The sequence below is a fragment of the Mycolicibacterium thermoresistibile genome (genome assembly GCF_900187065.1).
Taxonomy (GTDB): Bacteria; Actinomycetota; Actinomycetes; order Mycobacteriales; family Mycobacteriaceae; genus Mycobacterium; species Mycobacterium thermoresistibile.
On record NZ_LT906483.1, the window covers coordinates 3,885,292 to 3,904,994 of the forward strand.

The following is a 19,703-nucleotide window of genomic DNA, read 5'->3' on the forward strand; positions in this document are numbered from 1 at the left end:
CCCGTCAAACCCGTAACTCCGAAACCGTTTCGGTCAGCAGCGTCGCGGCGTAGTCGTCGCCGAGCGGCGGTTCGGGCAGCCCCGGGTCGGAGACGATCGCGACGACCACGACGTGTCCGTCCAGGTAGGCGCTGACGGTGTCGGCCCGGGTGATCGTGGTCGTCCCGCCTTCGACGACGGTGCGCACGGTGGTCGCCATCGCGACCGTGACGGCGTCGGCCACGGGTGGGGCCGGGGTCGACGTCACGGTGCCGTCGGTGTTCTCGGCGGTGACGGTCCACTGCCCGCAGTGGGCGAGGACATCCGGGTCCGGTGGGCCGGGCGCGGAAGCCACCATCGCGTAGACGATGCCGCCGGCACCGGAGGCCGACCAGCCGTGTGCGGTCGCGTCGGCGCCGGCCGGGTCGGCCAGCGCGGCACACTGCGGTGGTTCGGCCGACCAACCGGGCCCGAGGCTCCAGAACGTCGCGGGGGCCGCGGGTTGTGGCAGCGGAGCGCCCTCGTAGTCGGGTGGCAGATGCCCGCGGGCCCGGTTGATGCGGGGCGGATCGATGACGACCGGCCGCGACGGCTCACCGGCCGGCGGGGCGTCCGGCGGCTCGGTGGCCGCTCCGCAGGCCGCCACCGCGAGCACGGTCACCGCACCGGCAACCAACAGGCGCATTCGCTGTTGATACCACGCCGGGGCGAGCCGGATCGGGTGTCAGGGCTGCTCCTGGGACTTCGTGTCGGATTCGGGGTTCGGCGCGGCGTCGACGGGCCCGGGCCTGCCGGTGTCCGTCACACCCCGGCCGGCGGCGGCACGTCCCGGCCGGAGGAGCCGGGATGCGTCGAGAATCGGTCCCCTCCGCTGATTCAGCCGCTCCCCCAGCCGTTCGCCCAGCCGTTCACCGGCGGGCGGGCGCGGGGTGCGCAGCAGCGGGGCCGACGGTGCGGCGGTGCGGATGATCGGCTTCGGCGTCCCGGAATCCACACGCATGGCCGGCTTTTCCGCAGCCGGCGCAGCGGTCTCCGGCAGGATCGGCGTCGGCGACGTCGACCCCAACGGCACCAGCCCGGCGGGCAGGCCGCGCAGGTCCGCGTCGTCGCCGCCGACCCCGTACGGCCCCGGATCGGTGGTGCCCAGCGGCCGCTCACCGGTGAGTTCTTCGATGCCGTTGTCCAACCCCACCGGCACCGAGCGAATCAGGTTCACCGTCAACGAGACCGGGTTGATGACCGGGATCAGATACGCCGGGGTGGGCTCGCCCGGGCTGATGTCGCGGCGGTAGCCGCCCTCGATGAGTACCCGCAACGGTTCGTCGAGGGCGACCAGGATCGGCCGCGGGACCACACCCTCGAACGGCATCAGCAGCGGCACCAGGTCGGTCGGCAGCAGGTAGTACGTGGTGTCGCCGTGGACACCCTGCGGCACAGCGTCATCCAGATGCTGTTCGGGCATCGTGCCGTGCAGCAGTGCATAGGACAGCAGCGAGTTGGCGACCGCCGGCAGATGCAACGGATAGATCGGGAAGTCGCCGCCGAGCGCGTCGTGCTGCACCGCGACGTCCAGGGTGGGATGCGCGCAGTTCTCCCCCTGCTCGTCGCAGCTGTTTGTCGGAGTCGGGCCGAAGGCGGTGACATCGAGGATGGGGATCGTCATCCCCCGCGGAAGGCGCTGCAACAGACCACCGTTGGGCCGCATCGGATTACCCAGCAGCACAAACGACGTCCCGGGAGCACGGTCGGGATTGTCGAGCAGATGCTGTTTGACCAGCGAGGCGATCACCGCGCTCTGGGAGTAGCCGACGACCACCACGCCGGAACCGTCGTCGTCGGCCACCGGGTCCGTGAGTCCGACGTCGGTGTCGGGGTAGATGTGGGCGATGCAGCCGGCCGAGCTGTGGGCGCAGTTGACGGTGTTGGCGAAACCGTCGGTGACCGAGTCGTTGAACGTCCTGCTGCCGGCCACCGGGAAGAACTCCTGCGGTGTGTACACCGCCACGGCGCGGTACCGGTGCCCGTCGGTCCCGCCCGGCACCACGAAGTTGTCGTGGACCAGCAGGACATATCCGGCCGGGGCGCCGTCGCCCTCGGTCGCCATGCCCGGTTCACCGAGCGGGCGGCTGGGATAGGGCCATCCGTCGACCGGCCGGCCGGGGCCGGACGGATCCACGAGCGGATGACCGGTGCCCCCGATGACCAACATCGTCTTGGCCAGCACCTGCACCATCGCCGGCATCGGCGACACCCAGGCCAGCGCCAGCACCGTGGTGAGCACGCAGCCGACCAGAACCGCCGACCGCACCGTCGCACGGACCCCACCGGTAACCACCATGATTCCCCCCCACCGAAGCCACCGCAACGTGGTTTGACGTTGCCGAAACTCACGATCGCCACCGTGATCTCGACCCCGTTTCCCCCAGTCGATCACGGTGCGCTCTGATTATGGCGAATGGCACCGACACAATGCAGCGATTGCTGACGGCATTCTTGCAAAGTCAACGATTCGACCGTGCCCGAAACACCTCTGCCCGCCGGCCGAGCGCCGTACGCTTTGCGCAGATCAACGAGGGGAACCGATGAGCAGGACCGCACGCCGCGCGACCCGCATCGCCGCGGTGGCCGCAGCCGCGGCGCTGGCGGCGTGCGGGTCCACCGCCGACGATCAGACGGTCATGCCTCCCGACACCGGCGGGGCGACGGCATCGGCGACGATGACGACGACGTCGGCGGCGCAGGCCGGGGCGCAGGCCGGGGCGTCGGGTTACACCATCGTCGACTACATCCGGGACCACGACATCGACGAGACGACGGCACGTCCCGGCGACCCCGGCGCCCCGAACGTGTCGTTACCGACCCCGCCGGGGTGGTCGAACGCGACCGATCGGGCGCCGGGCTGGGCGTGGGCGGCGTTGGTGTCGGGCGATCCCGCGGTCGCCGACGACCCGCCCAGCATCGTCGTGCTGATGTCGAAGCTGACCGGCGACGTCGATGCCGACCGGGTTCTGGAGTTCGCACCCGCGGAGCTGCGGAACCTGCCCGGCTTCGACGGCGGTGCCGGCACCGCCACCACGCTGAGCGGTTTCGACGCGGTCCAGATCGGCGGCCGTTACGACAAGGACGGTGTCGAGCGGGTCGTCGGGCAGAAGACGGTCGTCATCCCCGCCGCCGACGCGGTGTACGTGATGCAACTCAACGCCGACGCCCCCGCCGAGCACGCCGAGCAGTTGCTGAACGCCACCCGGTTCCTCGACGAGCAGACCCGGATCACGTTCTGACTCAGCCGACGGCGCGGACCACCTGCCGGGCCATGTCGTAGATCCGGCGGTACAGCCGGGGCGACAGCGACAGGTCGCGCAGCTTGGGCACGTCGAACACGGTGCTGACGACGTTGTTGTCGGCGAACTCCCAGTGCACGCCGAATCGGTCCAGGATGCGGCGCATCGGGTAGTTGTCCACGAGCACCTGCGCGGTGAACCGCTGGACGCCGGCGCAGGTCGCCGCCACCGCCAGGGCGTCCATCAGAAACGAGCCGACACCGCGGCCCTGATAATCGTCGGCGACCAGGAACGCCACTTCGGCGGTGCCCGGATCGGCGTGGTCACGCACGAACCGACCGTCGGCCACCACCACGCCGTCCGGGGTGTCGGTCAGCACCCAGACGAAGTGGTCGACGTAGTCGACGGCGAACAGATAGTGCATCAGCGCCGAGTTGGGCTGCCCCATGCTCATGAAGCGCCGGTACAGCGTCTCGTTGGAGAACTCGACGTGGCCCTCCCTGGTCTTGGCCTCATCGCCGGGCAGCACCGGCCGCAGGAACAGCCGGGTCCGGTCCCGCATCCGCACCGGAATCGGCGTGATGAACGACGCCAGCCGCTGCCGGGCGATCTTGACCAGGGTGTCGGCGAACCCGGGGATGCCCAGCATCACCGAGAACGCCTCCCGGTCCCCGATCCAGCCGGACAGCGGTTCGGCCGCCACCACGGTCGCGGTCCGCGGGGCGTTCCGCAGCAGCGAGATCTCGCCGACGATCACCCCGGGTCCGACCTCGGTGACGACGACCGCACCGTCCGGTCCGGTGTGGGTGATCTCGACCCGTCCCGATCCGATCAACAGAAAGTGCACCGCGGGTTCGCCCTGGTGCATGAGCACGGTGCCGGGCTCCGCGGTCAGCGGACGCAAAAGCGCCGCCAAGGGTCGCAGCGCCTCGCCGTCGTATCCGGCGAACAGTTCCAGGCCGGCCAGATTCTCGGCGTTCGCCGTCGTCACTTTCGTCATCGAGCCAGTCCCCTGCCGCCCATTGCGGGTGCCACGCCTCGCTGCTGTGTACCCGCACCCAGGCTACGAGGGGACGAGGCCCGGAGAGTGGTGGTCGCACAAGATCACGTCGCCGGCGTGAATGCGAACCGGCCCACCCCCGGGTGCGCGAGTGCCGGATCCGGACCTCCGCCGCCGCGTTCGCGGGGTTGCAACGATAATTAACAGATGTTGCCAGGTTTCCATTAGAGTGAGGATGTGCCACGTACAGACGAGAACGGCCGCCAGTTCCGTACTTTGCTGGAATACCTGTTGGACGGCCGTGTCGACACCAGCGCGATCTGTGACGCGCTGGGCATCTCCAGCAGCACGTACTACCGGCGGATCAAGGAAGACGACTTCCCGAACGCCGACGAGCTGCGCAAAGTGGCCGACCGTTTCGAGCTCAGCTATCCCGATCTGATGGTGCGGTTCGGACTGATGACGCGTGCGGAGCTCGAAGAGTATCTGCAACAGACCGATTCTCCGCCCGCGGCGGTCGCGCCGATCGCGCTCACCCCGCGCATGCGCCGGCGCAAATACCACACCGCGTGATCCCGGCGGCCGGCTGGGCGCGCTGAAGCGCCCTGAATGCCCGGTGCGTCAACCGCAGACCAGATGCAACTCCTCGAGGCGCCGGACCAGCAGGCTGGGCAGCCAGCGGCCGGTGCGGGCTGCGGTGATCGTCGTGGTGTGCTCGAGCAGCCGCTCGAGCACGATGCGGGCTTCCAGCCGGGCGAGAGCCGCACCGACGCAGAAGTGGATGCCCTTCCCGAAGCTGATGTGCGCCTTGCCGTCGGCGCGGTCGAGGCTGAACTCGTCCGGGTCGGCGAAGCGTGCCGGATCCCGGTTGGCGGCTCCCCACAACAGCAGTAGCCGCGAGCCGGCCGGCAGTTCGACACCGCACAACTCGGTGTCACGCAGGACGTGTCGGTAGTGGCCGCGGAACGGGGGCTCGTACCGCAGCACTTCTTCGAGGAAGGCGCCGAGCAGGTCGGGCGCGTCGCGCAGGCGCTGCTGGATGTCGGGGCGGGTGGCGAGAATCCAGGCGGCCGAGCCGATCAGCGAGGCGGTGGACTCGCCGCCGGCGCTGAACAGGGTGACCATCATCGCCAGGGCGGTGACGTCGTCGAGGTCACCGGACGCGCAGGCGGTGGCGAGGTCTCCCAGCAGATCGTCCTGCGGGTCGTCGGCGGCCCGGCGGAACTGGTCGGTGATGTAGCCGCCGAGTTCGAGCACCGCGGCCGCGGCGTCGTCCAGCTTCTCCTGCGTCACCAGGCCCTCGACGACCTGGGTGGCGGCGTAGCCCCAGCGGATGAGCTTGTCGACGTCGGTGTCGGGCACGCCGATGATCCTGGCGACGATCATCATCGGCAGCCGGTTGGCCATCGCGCCCATCCACTCGATCCGGCCGTCGCCGAGGCCGGTGTTCCACAGCGCCGTAGCGGTCTCGGCGATGAACGGCTGGTATGCGCGGATGCGTCTGGCCGCCAACTGCGGCAACAGGAGCTTGCGGTGGACGGTGTGCGACGGCTCGTCGGCGGTGGCGAGCGCCTGGGTTGGGCCGCCGACTTCGCCGATCGGGATCGGCCGGATCTCCCCGCCCGGTTCGTACATCATCGTGGCGGTCAGGTTGGACGAGAAGTCCTCCGGGCGGGCGACGGCCTCGGTGACCGCGGCCCAGCTGCTGACGGCGTAGAAGTCCGAGGCGCCGATGCGATGGACCGGCCCCTCCCGGTGCATCCGCGCGTACAGCGGATGCGGGTTCTGGATGAACTGATCGTCGAAGAGGGCGAGGCCCAGGCCGGCGTCGGTGGTTGCCATTCCTTCACGGTGCGCGGTGGGCGCGGGCCGGTCAACCAGCCGCGGGGAAGTTGCGATAGCCGGTGGCCGATGGGGCGTCGTTCTGTCTCAGCAGATATTGCTGATCTGCGTGTATTCCGCGCTTCCGGTGAACCGCTGTCTCAAGACTGAGAAAATGTGTTCTCGTTGTCGCAACCGTCCGAGCAGTTGAAGGAGGCCCGTGGCCCGCACCGACTGGCTGGTCGGCGACCGGCATGACGCCGCCGCCGAGCGCATCTATGCGGCCGCGACCGAACTCGTGCTCCGCCGTGGGCTCGACGCCCTCGATGTCGACACCCTGGCCGCCCGGGTGCACTGTTCGCGCGCGACCGTCTACCGCTACACCGGCGGCAAGGCGAAGATCCGCGATGTGGTGCTCACCCGGCTGGCCGCCGGCATCGTCGAGACCGTGCGCAGAGCCGTCGACGGTCTGCACGGTCAGGACCGCATCGTCACCGCGATCACCGTGGCGCTCGAGCAGATCCGGTCCGCGCCGTTGCGGCGGGTGATGCTGACCGCGGACAACTCCCCGGACGTGGGCGAACTGCACGAGTCCCCGGCGCTGAGTCGGCTCGCCGCCGAACTCACCGGGATCACCGACGATCCGGAGGCGGCCCGCTGGATCGTGCGGGTGGTGATATCGATGGCGTACTGGCCGATGGCGGACCCCCGCCTCGAGGAGCAGACGATCCGGCGGTTCGTGGCGCCGGCGTTCGGTTGAGGGTTTCCGTTGCCGCCGAACGGGTTCGGCCCGGCATCGGCCACCCCGTGATCGACCGCATCCGTCAGCCGCAGCTGATCTGTGGTGGAGCTAAGGGGAATCGAACCCCTGACCTACTCGTTGCGAACGAGTCGCGCTACCAACTGCGCCATAGCCCCTTATGCCGGTATGCAGGTTACCAGCCGATCCGCGTACTGCCGAAATCAGGCGGCTACTGCCCCGCCGCGCGCGGCAGATCGTAGGGATCGGCGACCGGCGCGTAGTCGAGATGCTCGAAGATCGGGTCCTCGTCGTCGATGTCGAGCACCGCGGCCCCCGGTCGCCGTAACCGGGCCGGCACCACCTCGTAGTCGCGATCGCGGGTGTTGGCCACCCCCAGCCGGGACCGGGCCTGCCGCTGGGCGCGGCGACGGCGCAGATCCTCCTCGATGCGGGTCTGCCGGCGCAGATAGGCCAGATACAGGAACACCGCTGAACCGAAGGCCCCGCAGACCCACCACGCCGTCGGCGTGAGGAAGAAGGCGACCAGCGCGGATACCAGCATCGCAGTCGCCAGGGTGGTCACCATGCGCTGCCGGAACCGGTACTTGCGCGCGGCGACCGCAGCGGCGGTCTTCGACTCGTAGCGCCGGCGCCGCGGCGGAGTCACCGGGTCGGCCGCCACCGAGTCGGGGTCGGCCGGCGCCTCCAGCCCGGACGAGTCGTCGACGTATTCGTACTCGCCGCCCCGCTGGTCGGCAGCAGCCTCGTCTTCCTGGGAGCCGTCCTCGCCTTCGTGGGAGTCGTCGCGGGAGTCGACAGCCTCGTCGGCAACGTCTTCGGCAATGTCGTCGACAACGTCTTCGGCAATGTCTTCGGCAACGTCGTCGGCAACGTCGTCGACGGGATCGTCGCCCTCGGCCTGGACCTCGGCGGCCTCGGCCTCCGCCTCGCCTTCGGCCTCGGCGTCCACCTCGACATCGTCGACTTCATCGACCCCAGCGGCCGACTCGACGCGCTGCTCATCGGATCCGGGTTCTTCGGCTGCACTGGCGCCGACGGGCAACGCGCCGGAGTCCTCCTCGATCACATCGACATCGAGGTAGTCGGGTTCGTCCTCGTCGGCGTCGGGCGAGACCTTCGAGGCCGCCACCACCACGGGCCGCCGGGTGGGCAGTTCGGCCTCGCGATCGTCGAAAGCGTCGTCGAAGTCGTCCTCGAGCTGATCGTCGAACGCCTGCCAGTCGGGATCACTGCGATGCCCGGCCGCCGGGCCGCGCCGCATCAACCGGGAGTTACGCCCATCGGTGAGGACTCGCGTCGCCAGGGCGACGTCGCTGGTCCGGCGCACCGCATCGCGCTTGCTGATCAACATGGGCACCAGGACGAAGAGCCACAGAATGACCAGCGAGATCCACAGCAGAGATTGGGGGATGCTTGGCATGCAGCCTGCTCCTTTCCCCTTCAGGCTAGGTCCGCGACCAGCGCATCAGTCGCCGACGCGCCGAGACAATTACACACCTGTAATTCACCCACATCAAGCACCATCTGTAACTCGTGTCACATCCGTCACAGACCCGGTGCGCAAGGGTGCTCAAGATTGCCTTCAGGGTCGTGATCGCCGACGAACCACAGCCCTGAACGCAAAACCGGCAGACGGGGCGCGACTCGAGCGCGTCACACCCACTCGGCGCGGCCGTGCTTCACCAGTGCGGCGGTCGCACTGCCCGAGGTGAGTTCCTCGACGGTGATCGCCACCAGCAGGTGATCGCGCCAGGCGCCGTCGACGTCGAGGTAGCGCCGCAGCAGCCCCTCCTCGCGGAAGCCGACCTTGGCGAGCACCGCCCGGCTGGCGGCGTTCTCCGGCCGCACGGTCGCCTCCACCCGGTGCAGGCCCACCCGGCTGAAGCAGTGATCGACCCCCAGCGCCAACGCACCGGTCGCCACCCCGCCACCGGTGACCGCGCTGGCCACCCAGTACCCGATCCACGCCGAGCGCAGCGCCCCGTGGGTGACGTTGCCGATCGTCAACTGGCCGACGAACCGCCCGTCGAGTTCGATCACATACGGCAGCAACCGGCCCTTACGGGCCTCCGCCCGCAGACCGGAGCAGATCGACGGCCACGACGAGATCGCATGGCGCGTTTCCCAATCCATCCCGGTCGCGGGCTCCCACGGCTCCAGATGCGCCCGGTCGGCCAGCCGGAGCCGGCTCCACACCGCGGCGTCACGCATCCGGATCGGACGCAGCCCGATCACGCCGGCCTTCACACGCAGCGGTCCCGCCGGGATCGGCCACCCCGGATGCGCCGCACTGGATCTGAACAGGTTCACTCCTCAGCCACGCTGAGCCAGGAAAGCGACGTCGACGATCTCGCCGGTACGGACCTCCTCGGTCTCGGCGGGCACGATCACCAGACAGTTGGCCTCCGCCAGGGTGGCCAGCAGATGCGACGACGCGCCGGACGCGCCGCCGAGCGTCTGCACCAGGTACTCCCCGGTCTCGTGGTCACGCATGAGCTGACCCCGCAGGAAACCCTTGCGCCCGGGCACCGAGACGATCGGCGACAACGTGCGCGCCTTGACGATGCGCCGCATCGGATGACGTCTGCCCAGCGCCATCCGGATCAACGGCCGGACCATCACCTCGAACACCACCAGGGCGCTCACCGGGTTGGCCGGCAACAGGAACACCGGCACCCCGTCGCGGCCGAGTTGTCCGAAGCCCTGGACCGATCCGGGGTGCATGGCGATGCGGGTCACCTCCATCTCGCCGAGTTCGGACAGCACCCGGCGGACCGGTTCGGTCGCCGCGCCGCCCACCCCGCCGGCGATCACCACCACCTCGGACCGGTTGACCTGACCCTCGATGACCTCGCGCAGTTCCTTGGGGTCGGGGTCGAGGATGCCGACCCGGTTCACCTCGGCGCCGGCGTCGCGCCCGGCCGCCGCCAGCGCGTAGGAGTTGACGTCGTAGACCTGACCGTTGCCCGGGGTTCGGGAGATGTCGACCAGTTCCCCGCCGACCGACATCACCGAGAGCCGGGGCCGGGGGTGCACCAGCACCCGTTCCCGGCCCACCGCGGCGAGCAGACCCACCTGCGCCGGGCCGATGATGGTGCCGGCGCGCACCGCGACATCACCCGGCTGCACGTCGTCACCGGTGCGCCGGACGTAGGCGCCCGACCGCACCCCGCGCAGCACCCGCACCCGCTTCTCACCGCCGTCGGTCCAGCGCAGCGGCAGCACGGCATCGGCGAGGGTGGGCATCGGGGCGCCGGTCTGGATCCGCGCCGCCTGCTTCGGCTGCAGCCGCGTCGGGGTACGCGACCCGGCCTCGATCGTGGCCATCACGGGCAGGCTGACCTGCCTGTCCGGACCCTCTTCACCGTCCGGGCCGCCGCCCACCCCGAGCACATCGACACTGCGGACCGCGTAACCGTCGATCGCGGCCTGGTCGAATCCGGGTAGCGGACGCTCGGTGACGACTTCTTCGGCGCACATCAAGCCCTGAGCTTCGGCGATGGCGACCCGGACCGGGCGGGGCGCCACCGCTGCGGCAGCTACTCGAGCCTGCTGCTCCTCCACCGAACGCACAACACGCCTTTCTCCCGTCGTCGTGGACCCGAAGCGTGGCCGGCTCGCTGGGGTCAGGTCAGGCCCAGCCGCTCCAGCAGCCACTCGCGCAGGTCGGGTCCGTAATCGTCGCGCTCCAACGCAAAGTCAACCGCAGCCTTCAGGTACCCGCCAGGATTTCCCAGGTCGTGTCGGGTTCCGCGGTGCACGACCGCATGCACCGGGTGTCCCTCCTCGATGAGCAGCGCGATCGCGTCGGTCAGCTGGATCTCGCCGCCGGCGCCGCGCGGCACCCGGCGCAACGCGTCGAAGATCGCGCGGTCGAGCACATAGCGGCCGGCCGCGGCGTACGGGGACGGCGCGTCCTCGGGTTTGGGCTTCTCCACCATGCCCTTGACCCGCAGCACGTCCGGATTCGTGGAGTCGGGCACCGGTTCGACGTCGAAAACGCCGTAGGCGCTGATCTCGTCGCCCGGCACCTCGATCGCGCACAGCACCGAACCGCCGCGCTTGGCGCGCACCCGCGACATGGTCTCCAGGATGCCGGTCGGCAAAACCAGGTCGTCGGGCAGCAGCACCGCGATCGCGTCCTCGTCGGGCTCCAGGGACGACTCGACGCAGCTGACCGCATGGCCCAGGCCGAGGGGCTCCTGCTGGATCACCGACTCGACCCGGATCAGTTCCGGTGCGCGGCGGACCTTTTCCAGCATCGTCTTCTTGCCGCGGGCCTCCAGGACGCCCTCCAGGACGAGGTCCTGGACGAAGTGGGCGACCACGCTGTCCTTGCCTTCCGAGGTGATGATGATCAGCCGCTGGGCGCCGGCTTCGGCGGCCTCCTCGGCCACCAGCTCGATGCCCGGAGTGTCCACCACCGGCAGGAGTTCTTTGGGCACGGTCTTGGTGACCGGCAGGAACCGCGTCCCCAGCCCGGCGGCGGGGACGACGGCGGTGCGGGGAACGGGGGCCCGAGACTCACTCATCGTTCACACATTAACGCGGCCGTCCGGGCGAGGGACGGCCACGAGCGCGGAAATGCGATTCTGAACTCCGTGGAGACGTCATCGACGGAACGGCAGGAGGCGAAGCAACAGCTGCGCCGCCGGTTGCTCGCTGCCCGCCGAGCGGTGACCGCCGAGGTGCGCGCCGAGGAGGCCGCTGCGCTGGCCCGCCATGTCCGGCGGCTGGTTCACGCCGATGAGACGGTCTGCGCCTACGTGCCCGTCGGCGCCGAACCCGGATCGCTGGAGTTGGTCGAGGCCCTGCATGCCGTCGCAGCCCGGGTGCTGCTTCCGGTGGTCCGGCACGACGAGGACGGGGCGCCGGCGCCGCTGCAGTGGGCGGAGTACCGTCGCGACAATCTGGTCCGCGCGGACTACGGTCTGCTCGAACCGGCGCCGCCGTGGCTGGCGGCGGACTCGGTGGCCGATGCGGCGGTCATCCTGGTGCCCGCGCTGGCCGTCGACCGGACCGGGGTGCGGCTGGGCCGGGGCGCCGGCTTCTATGACCGCACGTTGCCGTCGGCGGCCGCCTCGGCGCTGTTGGTGGCGGTGGTACGCGACGACGAACTCGTCGAGCGTCTCCCCGCCGAACCCCACGATGTGGTGATGACCCACGCCCTGACCCCGCGACGCGGGCTGGTCCCGCTGAGCAGGGATGATTCCCCGGCCCGGCCGGGACCCCGCTCGGCGGAATGACCAAGCCCACGTGGCGGTTCTAGCACTTGACCCGCTAGAGTGCTAGCAGAATTGCGATTCGGAGGTTTTCCGTGCCTACCTATTCCTATGCGTGCACCGAGTGCGGCGACCGGTTCGACGCGGTGCAGGCGTTCACCGATGACGCGTTGACGACGTGCAAGAAGTGCTCCGGCCGGCTGCGGAAGATTTTCGGCAACGTCGGGGTGGTGTTCAAGGGCAGCGGTTTCTACCGCAACGACAGCCGTGCGGACAGCTCGTCGAGCGCCAAGAGCTCGTCCGGCTCGTCGAGTTCGTCGAGCTCTGCGGAGTCCGGCTCGTCGAGCTCGTCGAACGGGGGCTCCAAGTCGAGCGACTCGTCCAGCTCGTCATCCGCTCCGGCCGCGGCCGCCTCGAGCTGATCCACAACCCCGGGTACGTCCCCAACAGCTGATCCGGCCCGCCCGCCTCCCCGGTGGCGCCGCCTAGCGTGGCGGAATGCGGGATTCCCTCAACCCGTCGGTGTCGCACCGGCTGCTCGCCCTGCGGCCCGACTGGACCCGTACCGTCGCCGCGCGACGCCTCGCCGCCGGACTACTCGTCGTTCTCGCGGCGGTGGCCGCGTTGCGGGCGGACCCGCGGGGTGAACGCGCCGAGGTGGTGGTCGCCGCCCGTGATCTGGCGCCCGGTGTGGAACTCGGTGCTGACGACGTACGCCTGGAACGGCGGCTCGCCGCCGACGTCCCGGACGGCGCCACCGCAGACCCGGACACCGTGCTCGGCGCGCGGCTGGCCGGTCCGGCGCGCCGCGGCGAAGTGCTCACCGATGTCCGCCTGCTGGGCCCTCGGCTGGCCGAGTCGGCGGCCGGCCCCGGCGCCCGCATCGTGCCCCTCGCGCTGTCCGACCCCGCGCTGACCGATCTGATCCGGGTGGGCGACGTCATCGATGTCCTCGGCGCGGCGACCGGGGCGCCGACCACCGACGCCCGGACCCATCTGCTGGCGGCCGCCGCGGTGGTGGTGCTGGTGTCGGAGAAACCCCGGACCGGTGGCGACCGGGTGGTGCTGGTGGCGGTGCCGGCCCACACCGCCAACGATGTCGCGGCCGCGGCACTGGTCGATGCCGTCACGATCACGTTCCACTGAGTTGCCCACTGCCCCGCGGTGACGGGCGTAACGTGCGGTTTCACAAACCAGAACTCTGGACAGAACTCAGGCCGGAAGGGGTCTTGCGCATGTTGAAGGGTTTCAAGGAGTTCCTCGCCCGTGGCAATATCGTCGATCTCGCGGTGGCGGTCGTCATCGGCACCGCGTTCACCGGACTGGTCACCCGCTTCACCGACAGCGTCATCCAGCCGTTGATCAACAGGATCGGGGCGACCGGGGAAACCGACATCGGCGTCCTGCGCATCCCCATCGGCGGCGACCAGGCCATCGACCTGAACATCCTGCTGTCCGCGCTGATCAACTTCGTGATCGTCGCTGCGGTGGTCTATTTCCTGGTCGTGCTGCCCTACAACAAGCTGCGGGCCCGGGGCGAGGTGGAGCAGGCCCAGGACACCGAGTTGAGCCTGCTGACCGAGATCCGCGACCTGCTCGCCGACACCAACGGGTCCAGCGGAAAACACGTCAGCGGCCCCGGCACCGGCCCGAGCCCGGACACCGCCGAGACCACCAGCGCCGACAGGACCTGACCAGGCGGCCCGAAACGGCCGCCCGCGCACACCGCCCGAGACACGACGCGGCCCCCGGGGTTCCCCGGGGGCCGCATCTGGTGAAAACGATTGTGTCAGTTCATGTTCCAGGGTTCGCCGTAGGTGGTGACGCTGTCGCCGGTGGAGGCGATCAGCCGGGCGAACGGCCGCAGCAGTACCCCGCCGGCCGCACCGGTGACGGTGCCGTGGGCGTTGGACACCGCGACCCCGCCCTCGGGGCCGGCCACGTCGACGGAGAACGTGGCGACCTCCTGGATGCCGGGACCGTTGCCCAGATCCGCCGAGATCGACACCCCCGGGAACAGGTTCGGGGTGATCACCGAGTCCAGCCCGAACGGCGGGCCGGTGATGTCGCCGCCGTCGAGCAGGATGTTGGGGGTGGTGTAGCTGAAGTTGATGCCCACGCCCAGCGACCACGGGAACCCGATCTGATAGCCCAGTTCCAGGGTGCCCTCGAAGTCCTCGGCGCCGGGTCCCTCGACGCGGTACTTGGCGCGGCCGGAGTGGAACCACTCCCGGGTCAGCCGGTTGCGGTCCAGCGGAAACACCCCGTTGAGGAAGGTGTCCCACTGCTGCACCGTCAGCGTCCGATCCTGACCGTCGACCAGAGACAGCTCATTGTCCAAGCCCGCATGGGCCGTCCCCGGGCTCACCACCAGCGCCGCGACAGCGGTCGCCATCGCGATAAGCACCCGACTGATTGCCTTCATCTTCTCCCTAGCCGTGTCGACGGTGATCGGCGGTTCACCGTTGTTGCCTCCTGAGCGTGGCCTGCCGCGCCACCACACCGGTCGAGAACGTCATGCGGATCGAACGGAATATCTGCATGCCGTCCTCTTGTTCTCCTCATCGTTGAAACCACGAGGAACATAACGGCGCCGCCTGTACCCGGCAACGGGAAGCGGCGCGGGTGCGATGACGGCTGATCCGGCGCGGTGTTTGCTACGTTCGCATCAGCCGGTGACTTCTGCGGCGCTTCCGGACGGTGTCGCACGGTCGGCGGAGCGGGCCGGACACCGGCGATTCACCCGGTGAGATTCGCCCGGCGGCAAGTGATTTCCTGGCCTTTCAGTCCGATGCCGCATCAATCATGATGCGGCGGAACATTGTCGCGCAGCCAGCGGTCATGCTCGGCGGCTTCTTCCGGCGACCGCGGTTCGGGGTCCTCGACCCGGCCCTCGGCCAGGGGATCGCCGAATATCTTGTTAACTGAGTCGCGTTGTTTACTGTGAGGCGAGTTCACGATCAGACCTCCTGTGATGAAGATCACATTTCCGGTTCATGTGGTGTTCACACCGGAGTAACGGGATCGACCTGCAAAAACACGATGCGGGCGACCGCTGAGCCCGATCTCGGCTCAGATCTGGTCACCCGCGACGCGGTCCGGATCCGCAGAATTCGAATCGGTTAGATTTCCAAGCTTGATAGCTGGCCGATGATGTGGGTGGCCAACGGGATCAGGGTCGCCATCCCGTCACGCACCGCGGCCCGGGAACCGGCCAGGTTGACCACCAGCGTGCTGCCGGACACGCCCGCAAGCCCACGGGAGACACCGCCGTCGGCGATACCGGCCTGCAATGCCGACGCCCGCAACGCCTCGGCGATGCCGAGCAGTTCGCGGTCGAGCAGCTCCCGGGTGGCCTCCGGGGTGACATCGCGCGGGGTCACGCCGGTACCACCGACCGAGACCACCAGGTCGACGCCACCGATGACCGCGGTGTTGAGGGCGTTGCGGATCTCCACCTCGTCGGCGGACACCACGATCACCCCGTCGACGACGAAACCGCCCTCGTTGAGGAGTTCGGTGACCAGGGGTCCGCTGTGATCTTCTTCGTCACCGTGTGCGGTGCGGTCGTCGACGACGACCACCAATGCCCGGCCGACCATCTCCACAGGCTTTTCCATGGGTGCAACCGTATATCCGGAGCCCGGCCATGGTGCGACCACGGTCAGCTGTCCGTTCCCGCGCCGGATCACCGCTGCATCTTCCCGAGCGTGACGTCGACGGTCCGCGGCTTTCCGGAGCCCTCGACGTAGGTCAGGGTGACCGTGTCGCCGGGCGCCTTGGATCGCACCGCCGCCACCAATGCATCGGCGCTGTTGATCAACCGGTCGTCGAGTTTGGTCACGACCACCCCGGCCGGCAGGCCGGCGGCCGCGGCCGCACCGCCTTCGGTGACCTCGACGATCATGGCACCGTCGGTGCCCGCCTCGTTGCTGACCTGCACGCCCAGCGACGCATGGGTGGCCCTGCCGTGTTTGATCAGTTCATCGGCGATGCGTTTGGCCTGGTCGACCGGTATGGCGAAGCCCAGACCGATGGAGCCGCTCTGGGTCTGGGCCACTCCGCCGCCCAGGGTGGCGATCGCCGAGTTCACCCCCACCAGTTCACCGTTCATGTTGACCAGCGCACCGCCGGAGTTACCCGGGTTGATCGCGGCATCGGTCTGGATCGCGTCCAGCACGGTGTTCTGGTTGCGGGCGTCCCCGCCGGCGGCGACCGGACGGTTCAGCGCGCTGACGATCCCGGTGGTGACGGTGCCCTCGAGCCCCAGCGGCGAACCGATCGCGACGACGTCCTGGCCGACGCGCAGATCGGCCGACGATCCGAGCGTGACGGGGGTCAGCCCGGTGACGTTGGTCGCGCGGACGACGGCGATGTCGCTGCTCGGGTCGCTGCCCACGACGGTGAACGGGGCGGTGCGACCGTCGGCGAAGGTGACCTTGGTCCGGACGTTGGGGGTCTGGGCGTCGGTGCGGCCGGGTTCGCGCACCGCGGCGGACACCACGTGATGGTTGGTCAGGATCAGCCCGTCGGAGGACAGGATGATGCCTGACCCCTCCTCGGTCGCACGGCCGAGTTCGGTCTCGAGCTTGACCACGCTGGGCACCACCTTGGCCGCCACCTGTTCGACGGTGCCCGGCGGGATGCTGGCCGCCGGAACCGCGGAGGCGGCGTCGGACAGACTCGAGTAGTCGGCGGGGCGCTCCGGCTGGGCCAGGGTGGCCACCCCGCCGCCGATTCCGGCGGACACCACGGCGATGGCCAGTGCACCGGCGAAAAGTCCTGCACGCGAGGGCTTTCGGTCACCTCCCGAGGGAGTCGGCGGCTGCGCGGCCCCATTGCGGTACGGCTGGTACGACGGCGGGAACTGCTGCTGCGTCGCATACCGCCAGTCATAGCCGTAGGGGGTCTGCTGGTAGGGGTCGCGGCGCTGCACGCCCGGGTAACCGGGAACCGCCGTCGACTCGGGACCGCCGGGCCGACGGCCCGGCGGAGATGGCGGCGAATACCTCGGGTGATTCGTCATGGCGCTGCGTGCTCTTCCTCTTCGGTGAACTCCGTCGATCTGATCAACGAACAACGTCTCCGCACGGTGCCCGGGGCGTGCTGAGAATCGACTTAGAGTTGCTCGCCGAATCTCTCACTTATTCTCGGCGGTGAACACCGATTGCACAGCGTCGTTACCGGTTTGTGTCGGCGCGTGCGGGTCCGCGCCGGGCGCGTGCTGGGGCGGTTGCGGCTCCTGCGAAGCCGGCGGTACGCCGGACAGCGGCCGACCGGGCAGCACCACATGTATCGAGGTGCCCGGCGGCTGCCCGCCGGGGACGGTGTCCTCGACCCGCAGTGTCCCACCGTGTTTGAGCACGACCTGTTTGACGATCGCCAGCCCCAGACCGGATCCGGGCATCGACCGCGCGGTGGTGGACCGGTAGAACCGCTCGAAGACCAGCCGGCGTTCCTGCGGCGGGATGCCCGGGCCGTGGTCGGACACCACCAGTTCGGCGTGCACCGGGTCGACCTGGGTCAGCCGGACCCCGACCCGGCCGCCGGACGGGCTCCATTTGGCGGCGTTGTCGAGCAGGTTCATCACCGCGCGGCTCAGCCCGGCCGCGTCACCGTAGACCTGCCAGGGGACCACCTCGATGTCGAAGTCGATGTCGTTGCGGCGGCGTCGAACCCGTTCCAGGCTGCGGTCGACCACGTCGGCGATGTCGACCGGCTCGTGGATCACGCCGCCGGCGTCGTCACGGGTGAGGTCCACCAGATCCCCCACCAACGTTGACAATTCCTCGATCTGCGCGATGACGTCGGCGCGCAGCCCGGCCATCTCCTCCTCGGGCAATCCGGGCGCTCCCGGCTGCTGCGAGGCCATCAGCAGTTCGACGTTGGTGCGCAGCGACGTCAGCGGGGTGCGCAGTTCGTGCCCGGCGTCGGCCACCAGCCGGGCCTGCCGTTCGCGTGACTCGGCCAGCGCCCGCAGCATCATGTTGAACGCCTCGGTGAGCCGCGCGAGTTCATCGCTGCCGACCACCGGGATGGGCCGCAGATCGTCGGTGCGCGCGACCCGTTCGGCGGCCTCGGTGAGCCGCGACACCGGCCGCAGTCCGGCCCGTGCCACCATGCCGCCCGCGATCGCAGCGACCGCCACCCCGATCCCGCCGACGATGAGCAACACCGTGCCCAACCGTCTGAGCACCTCCATGGTGGGCGCCAGGCTCTTGGAGATGAGCAGTGAACTGCCGTTGCTGAGGTGGATCGCCAGCACCCGTTGCTGATCGGCGGTGCGCAGCGACATCACCAGCTCACCGGAGAGTACCTGCCGCTCCGGCTCGCCCAACGGCAGCGCCTCACCCTGCTGGTTGGCGGTGTAGATGGAGCGGCCCGGGTTGACCAGCATCGCGTTGACATCGGAGTAGGCGGTGCCCTCGATGGCGCGGCCCGGGTCGGCGGCCAGCGATCCGCTCTCGATCAGCAGACGGGCCCGGCTGTGCAGCTGATTGTCGATGTCGTTGTACAGCGCACGCGACACCACCGCGTACAGCGCGATGGACATCAACACCACGACCATCGCGACCATCGACATCGCGAGCAGCATGACGCGCCAGCGCAGCGACAGCGAACTGGCCGGCTGTGACGTCGCCTGCCGCTGCGGAGGCGACGGCGGATAGGGCTGGGCGAACGTCATCAGGGCGGTGTCTCACGCAACACGTAACCCACACCACGCACGGTGTGGATCAGGCGCGGCTCTCCTTCCGCTTCGGTCTTGCGGCGCAGGTAGCCGATGTACACCTCCAGCGCATTGCCGGAGGTGGGGAAATCGAACCCCCACACCTCTTCCAGGATGCGGCTTCGGCTCAGCACCCGCCGGGGATTCGCGATCAACAACTCCAACAGCGCGAACTCGGTGCGGGTGAGGCTGATCTGCCGGTTGCCGCGGGTCACCTCCCGGGTGACCGGGTCCAGCGTCAGATCGGCGAAGGTCAGCTTCTGGGAGTCGGCCGCATCGTCCGGGGTGGTGCGCCGCAGCAACGCGCGCAACCGGGCCAGCAGCTCTTCGAGCGCGAACGGTTTGGGCAGATAGTCGTCGGCGCCGGCGTCCAGACCGGCGACCCGTTCGGACACCGAATCGCGGGCGGTCAACACCAGGATCGGCAGGTCGTCGCCGGTGCTGCGCAGCTGCCGACACACCTCCAGACCGTCGAGCCGGGGCATCATCACATCGAGCACCACGGCATCGGGCCGGTCGTTGGCGATCAGGTCGAGCGCCTCGACACCGTCCTCCGCCAGTTCGACCGAGTAACCATTGAACGACAACGACCGGCGCAGCGACTCCCGCACCGCGCGATCGTCGTCGACGACAAGTATCCGCACGGCCACAGTTTCATCCCACCGCCTGAGATTGGGCTGAGAGGCGCGCCGAGGCGGCGTCGGCCGCCGGGAAAATGATCCGGGTCAGCGACGGTCCAGATCGATCAGACCGAGGCGAGCGGCCTTCATCAGCCGGCGGGGCACCTTGTGCTGCCGTCCGGCAACGTTGACGGTGACGAGCTGCGGCGTCTCGGCCTTCCACTGCGCACGGCGGGTCCGGGTGTTGGCACGCGACATTCTGCGCTTGGGCACAGCCATGATCGAGCTTC

General features: G+C 69.4%; 22 protein-coding genes and 1 tRNA gene. 7 read left to right on the top strand and 16 right to left on the bottom strand.

Annotated elements, in window-relative coordinates; all coding sequences use genetic code 11:
* Positions 1-4 precede the first annotated feature (4 nt).
* Together CKW28_RS18235 and CKW28_RS18240 are read right to left on the bottom strand one after the other, a co-directional pair.
* The gene (locus tag CKW28_RS18235) at positions 5-664 is read right to left on the bottom strand and encodes a DUF5642 family protein (RefSeq protein WP_003924116.1); all 660 of its coding nucleotides are present in this window, start codon (positions 662-664) and stop codon (positions 5-7) included.
* A gap of 39 nt (positions 665-703) precedes the next feature.
* A complete protein-coding gene (locus CKW28_RS18240; protein ID WP_081475422.1) occupies positions 704-2,317 on the bottom strand; it encodes a PE-PPE domain-containing protein in 1,614 nt (537 codons plus the stop codon).
* A 244-nt stretch (positions 2,318-2,561) separates the two neighbouring features.
* Between CKW28_RS18240 and lpqN the strand changes: the two genes are divergently transcribed.
* Entirely contained in the window at positions 2,562-3,260 is a 699-nt protein-coding gene (gene lpqN / locus CKW28_RS18245) for an envelope biogenesis lipoprotein LpqN (protein ID WP_003924118.1), read from the top strand.
* A gap of 1 nt (position 3,261) precedes the next feature.
* On the opposite strand, the gene pat is transcribed toward lpqN, so the two are convergent.
* Positions 3,262-4,260 carry an acetyltransferase Pat gene (pat, locus tag CKW28_RS18250; protein WP_040546115.1) on the bottom strand — a complete coding sequence of 333 codons (999 nt, stop codon included), beginning with the start codon at positions 4,258-4,260 and terminating at the stop codon, positions 3,262-3,264.
* A gap of 237 nt (positions 4,261-4,497) precedes the next feature.
* Here pat and CKW28_RS18255 point away from each other — a divergent pair, with 237 nt between their 5' ends.
* The gene (locus CKW28_RS18255) at positions 4,498-4,833 is read left to right on the top strand and encodes a helix-turn-helix domain-containing protein (RefSeq protein WP_050811882.1); all 336 of its coding nucleotides are present in this window, start codon (positions 4,498-4,500) and stop codon (positions 4,831-4,833) included.
* A gap of 48 nt (positions 4,834-4,881) precedes the next feature.
* On the opposite strand, the gene CKW28_RS18260 is transcribed toward CKW28_RS18255, so the two are convergent.
* On the bottom strand, positions 4,882-6,102 hold the full coding sequence (locus tag CKW28_RS18260) for a cytochrome P450 (protein WP_003924121.1): 1,221 nt from the start codon (positions 6,100-6,102) through the stop codon (positions 4,882-4,884).
* Positions 6,103-6,301: 199 nt separating this feature from the next.
* Here CKW28_RS18260 and CKW28_RS18265 point away from each other — a divergent pair, with 199 nt between their 5' ends.
* The gene (locus CKW28_RS18265; protein WP_003924122.1) at positions 6,302-6,841 is read left to right on the top strand and encodes a TetR/AcrR family transcriptional regulator; all 540 of its coding nucleotides are present in this window, start codon (positions 6,302-6,304) and stop codon (positions 6,839-6,841) included.
* A gap of 82 nt (positions 6,842-6,923) precedes the next feature.
* On the opposite strand, the gene CKW28_RS18270 is transcribed toward CKW28_RS18265, so the two are convergent.
* From CKW28_RS18270 to CKW28_RS18290, 5 genes are all read right to left on the bottom strand, one after another.
* A tRNA-Ala gene (locus CKW28_RS18270) sits at positions 6,924-6,999 on the bottom strand.
* 53 nt (positions 7,000-7,052) lie between these two features.
* Positions 7,053-8,264 (bottom strand): divisome protein SepX/GlpR, encoded by a 1,212-nt coding sequence (sepX, locus tag CKW28_RS18275; protein ID WP_003924123.1) that lies wholly within the window; start codon positions 8,262-8,264, stop codon positions 7,053-7,055.
* A 233-nt stretch (positions 8,265-8,497) separates the two neighbouring features.
* On the bottom strand, positions 8,498-9,154 hold the full coding sequence (locus CKW28_RS18280) for a GNAT family N-acetyltransferase (RefSeq protein WP_003924124.1): 657 nt from the start codon (positions 9,152-9,154) through the stop codon (positions 8,498-8,500).
* A 3-nt stretch (positions 9,155-9,157) separates the two neighbouring features.
* Positions 9,158-10,417: a molybdotransferase-like divisome protein Glp gene (gene glp, locus CKW28_RS18285; RefSeq protein WP_003924125.1), complete on the bottom strand. Its 1,260-nt coding sequence runs from the start codon at positions 10,415-10,417 to the stop codon at positions 9,158-9,160.
* Positions 10,418-10,470: 53 nt separating this feature from the next.
* Complete coding sequence (locus tag CKW28_RS18290; protein WP_003924126.1) at positions 10,471-11,376, bottom strand: UTP--glucose-1-phosphate uridylyltransferase; 906 nt, start codon at positions 11,374-11,376, stop codon at positions 10,471-10,473.
* A gap of 69 nt (positions 11,377-11,445) precedes the next feature.
* Between CKW28_RS18290 and CKW28_RS18295 the strand changes: the two genes are divergently transcribed.
* The 4 genes from CKW28_RS18295 (at position 11,446) to mscL (ending at position 13,760) form a co-directional block, all read left to right on the top strand.
* On the top strand, positions 11,446-12,090 hold the full coding sequence (locus CKW28_RS18295; RefSeq protein ID WP_003924127.1) for a 5-formyltetrahydrofolate cyclo-ligase: 645 nt from the start codon (positions 11,446-11,448) through the stop codon (positions 12,088-12,090).
* A 71-nt stretch (positions 12,091-12,161) separates the two neighbouring features.
* Positions 12,162-12,488 (top strand): FmdB family zinc ribbon protein, encoded by a 327-nt coding sequence (locus CKW28_RS18300; RefSeq protein WP_081475423.1) that lies wholly within the window; start codon positions 12,162-12,164, stop codon positions 12,486-12,488.
* Positions 12,489-12,564: 76 nt separating this feature from the next.
* On the top strand, positions 12,565-13,212 hold the full coding sequence (locus tag CKW28_RS18305) for an SAF domain-containing protein (protein WP_003924130.1): 648 nt from the start codon (positions 12,565-12,567) through the stop codon (positions 13,210-13,212).
* A gap of 89 nt (positions 13,213-13,301) precedes the next feature.
* The gene (mscL, locus tag CKW28_RS18310) at positions 13,302-13,760 is read left to right on the top strand and encodes a large-conductance mechanosensitive channel protein MscL (protein ID WP_003924131.1); all 459 of its coding nucleotides are present in this window, start codon (positions 13,302-13,304) and stop codon (positions 13,758-13,760) included.
* A 95-nt stretch (positions 13,761-13,855) separates the two neighbouring features.
* On the opposite strand, the gene mspA is transcribed toward mscL, so the two are convergent.
* The 7 genes from mspA to rpmF form a co-directional block, all read right to left on the bottom strand.
* Entirely contained in the window at positions 13,856-14,491 is a 636-nt protein-coding gene (gene mspA, locus CKW28_RS18315) for a porin MspA (RefSeq protein WP_061252255.1), read from the bottom strand.
* A gap of 374 nt (positions 14,492-14,865) precedes the next feature.
* The gene (locus tag CKW28_RS18320) at positions 14,866-15,051 is read right to left on the bottom strand and encodes a hypothetical protein (protein WP_081475487.1); all 186 of its coding nucleotides are present in this window, start codon (positions 15,049-15,051) and stop codon (positions 14,866-14,868) included.
* Between the two features lie 137 nt (positions 15,052-15,188).
* The gene (locus tag CKW28_RS18325; RefSeq protein WP_040546689.1) at positions 15,189-15,686 is read right to left on the bottom strand and encodes a MogA/MoaB family molybdenum cofactor biosynthesis protein; all 498 of its coding nucleotides are present in this window, start codon (positions 15,684-15,686) and stop codon (positions 15,189-15,191) included.
* Between the two features lie 68 nt (positions 15,687-15,754).
* Entirely contained in the window at positions 15,755-17,092 is a 1,338-nt protein-coding gene (locus tag CKW28_RS18330; protein ID WP_040546688.1) for a S1C family serine protease, read from the bottom strand.
* A gap of 114 nt (positions 17,093-17,206) precedes the next feature.
* Complete coding sequence (locus CKW28_RS18335) at positions 17,207-18,661, bottom strand: HAMP domain-containing sensor histidine kinase (protein WP_234784966.1); 1,455 nt, start codon at positions 18,659-18,661, stop codon at positions 17,207-17,209.
* 89 nt (positions 18,662-18,750) lie between these two features.
* A complete protein-coding gene (locus tag CKW28_RS18340) occupies positions 18,751-19,437 on the bottom strand; it encodes a response regulator transcription factor (RefSeq protein WP_003925394.1) in 687 nt (228 codons plus the stop codon).
* An 81-nt stretch (positions 19,438-19,518) separates the two neighbouring features.
* Entirely contained in the window at positions 19,519-19,692 is a 174-nt protein-coding gene (gene rpmF / locus CKW28_RS18345) for a 50S ribosomal protein L32 (RefSeq protein ID WP_003925393.1), read from the bottom strand.
* Positions 19,693-19,703: the final 11 nt, after the last annotated feature.

Excerpts from the sequence above, each read along its gene's own strand:
- lpqN (WP_003924118.1), top strand. The coding sequence starts at position 2,562 with ATGAGCAGGACCGCACGCCGCGCGACCCGCATCGCCGCGGTGGCCGCA.
- mspA (WP_061252255.1), bottom strand. The coding sequence starts at position 14,491 with ATGAAGGCAATCAGTCGGGTGCTTATCGCGATGGCGACCGCTGTCGCG.
- CKW28_RS18330 (WP_040546688.1), bottom strand. The coding sequence starts at position 17,092 with ATGACGAATCACCCGAGGTATTCGCCGCCATCTCCGCCGGGCCGTCGG.
- CKW28_RS18240 (WP_081475422.1), bottom strand. The coding sequence starts at position 2,317 with ATGGTGGTTACCGGTGGGGTCCGTGCGACGGTGCGGTCGGCGGTTCTG.
- CKW28_RS18290 (WP_003924126.1), bottom strand. The coding sequence starts at position 11,376 with ATGAGTGAGTCTCGGGCCCCCGTTCCCCGCACCGCCGTCGTCCCCGCC.
- mscL (WP_003924131.1), top strand. The coding sequence starts at position 13,302 with ATGTTGAAGGGTTTCAAGGAGTTCCTCGCCCGTGGCAATATCGTCGAT.
- rpmF (WP_003925393.1), bottom strand. The coding sequence starts at position 19,692 with ATGGCTGTGCCCAAGCGCAGAATGTCGCGTGCCAACACCCGGACCCGC.
- pat (WP_040546115.1), bottom strand. The coding sequence starts at position 4,260 with ATGACGAAAGTGACGACGGCGAACGCCGAGAATCTGGCCGGCCTGGAA.
- CKW28_RS18260 (WP_003924121.1), bottom strand. The coding sequence starts at position 6,102 with ATGGCAACCACCGACGCCGGCCTGGGCCTCGCCCTCTTCGACGATCAG.
- sepX (WP_003924123.1), bottom strand. The coding sequence starts at position 8,264 with ATGCCAAGCATCCCCCAATCTCTGCTGTGGATCTCGCTGGTCATTCTG.
- CKW28_RS18305 (WP_003924130.1), top strand. The coding sequence starts at position 12,565 with ATGCGGGATTCCCTCAACCCGTCGGTGTCGCACCGGCTGCTCGCCCTG.
- CKW28_RS18335 (WP_234784966.1), bottom strand. The coding sequence starts at position 18,661 with ATGCTGCTCGCGATGTCGATGGTCGCGATGGTCGTGGTGTTGATGTCC.
- CKW28_RS18325 (WP_040546689.1), bottom strand. The coding sequence starts at position 15,686 with ATGGAAAAGCCTGTGGAGATGGTCGGCCGGGCATTGGTGGTCGTCGTC.
- CKW28_RS18235 (WP_003924116.1), bottom strand. The coding sequence starts at position 664 with ATGCGCCTGTTGGTTGCCGGTGCGGTGACCGTGCTCGCGGTGGCGGCC.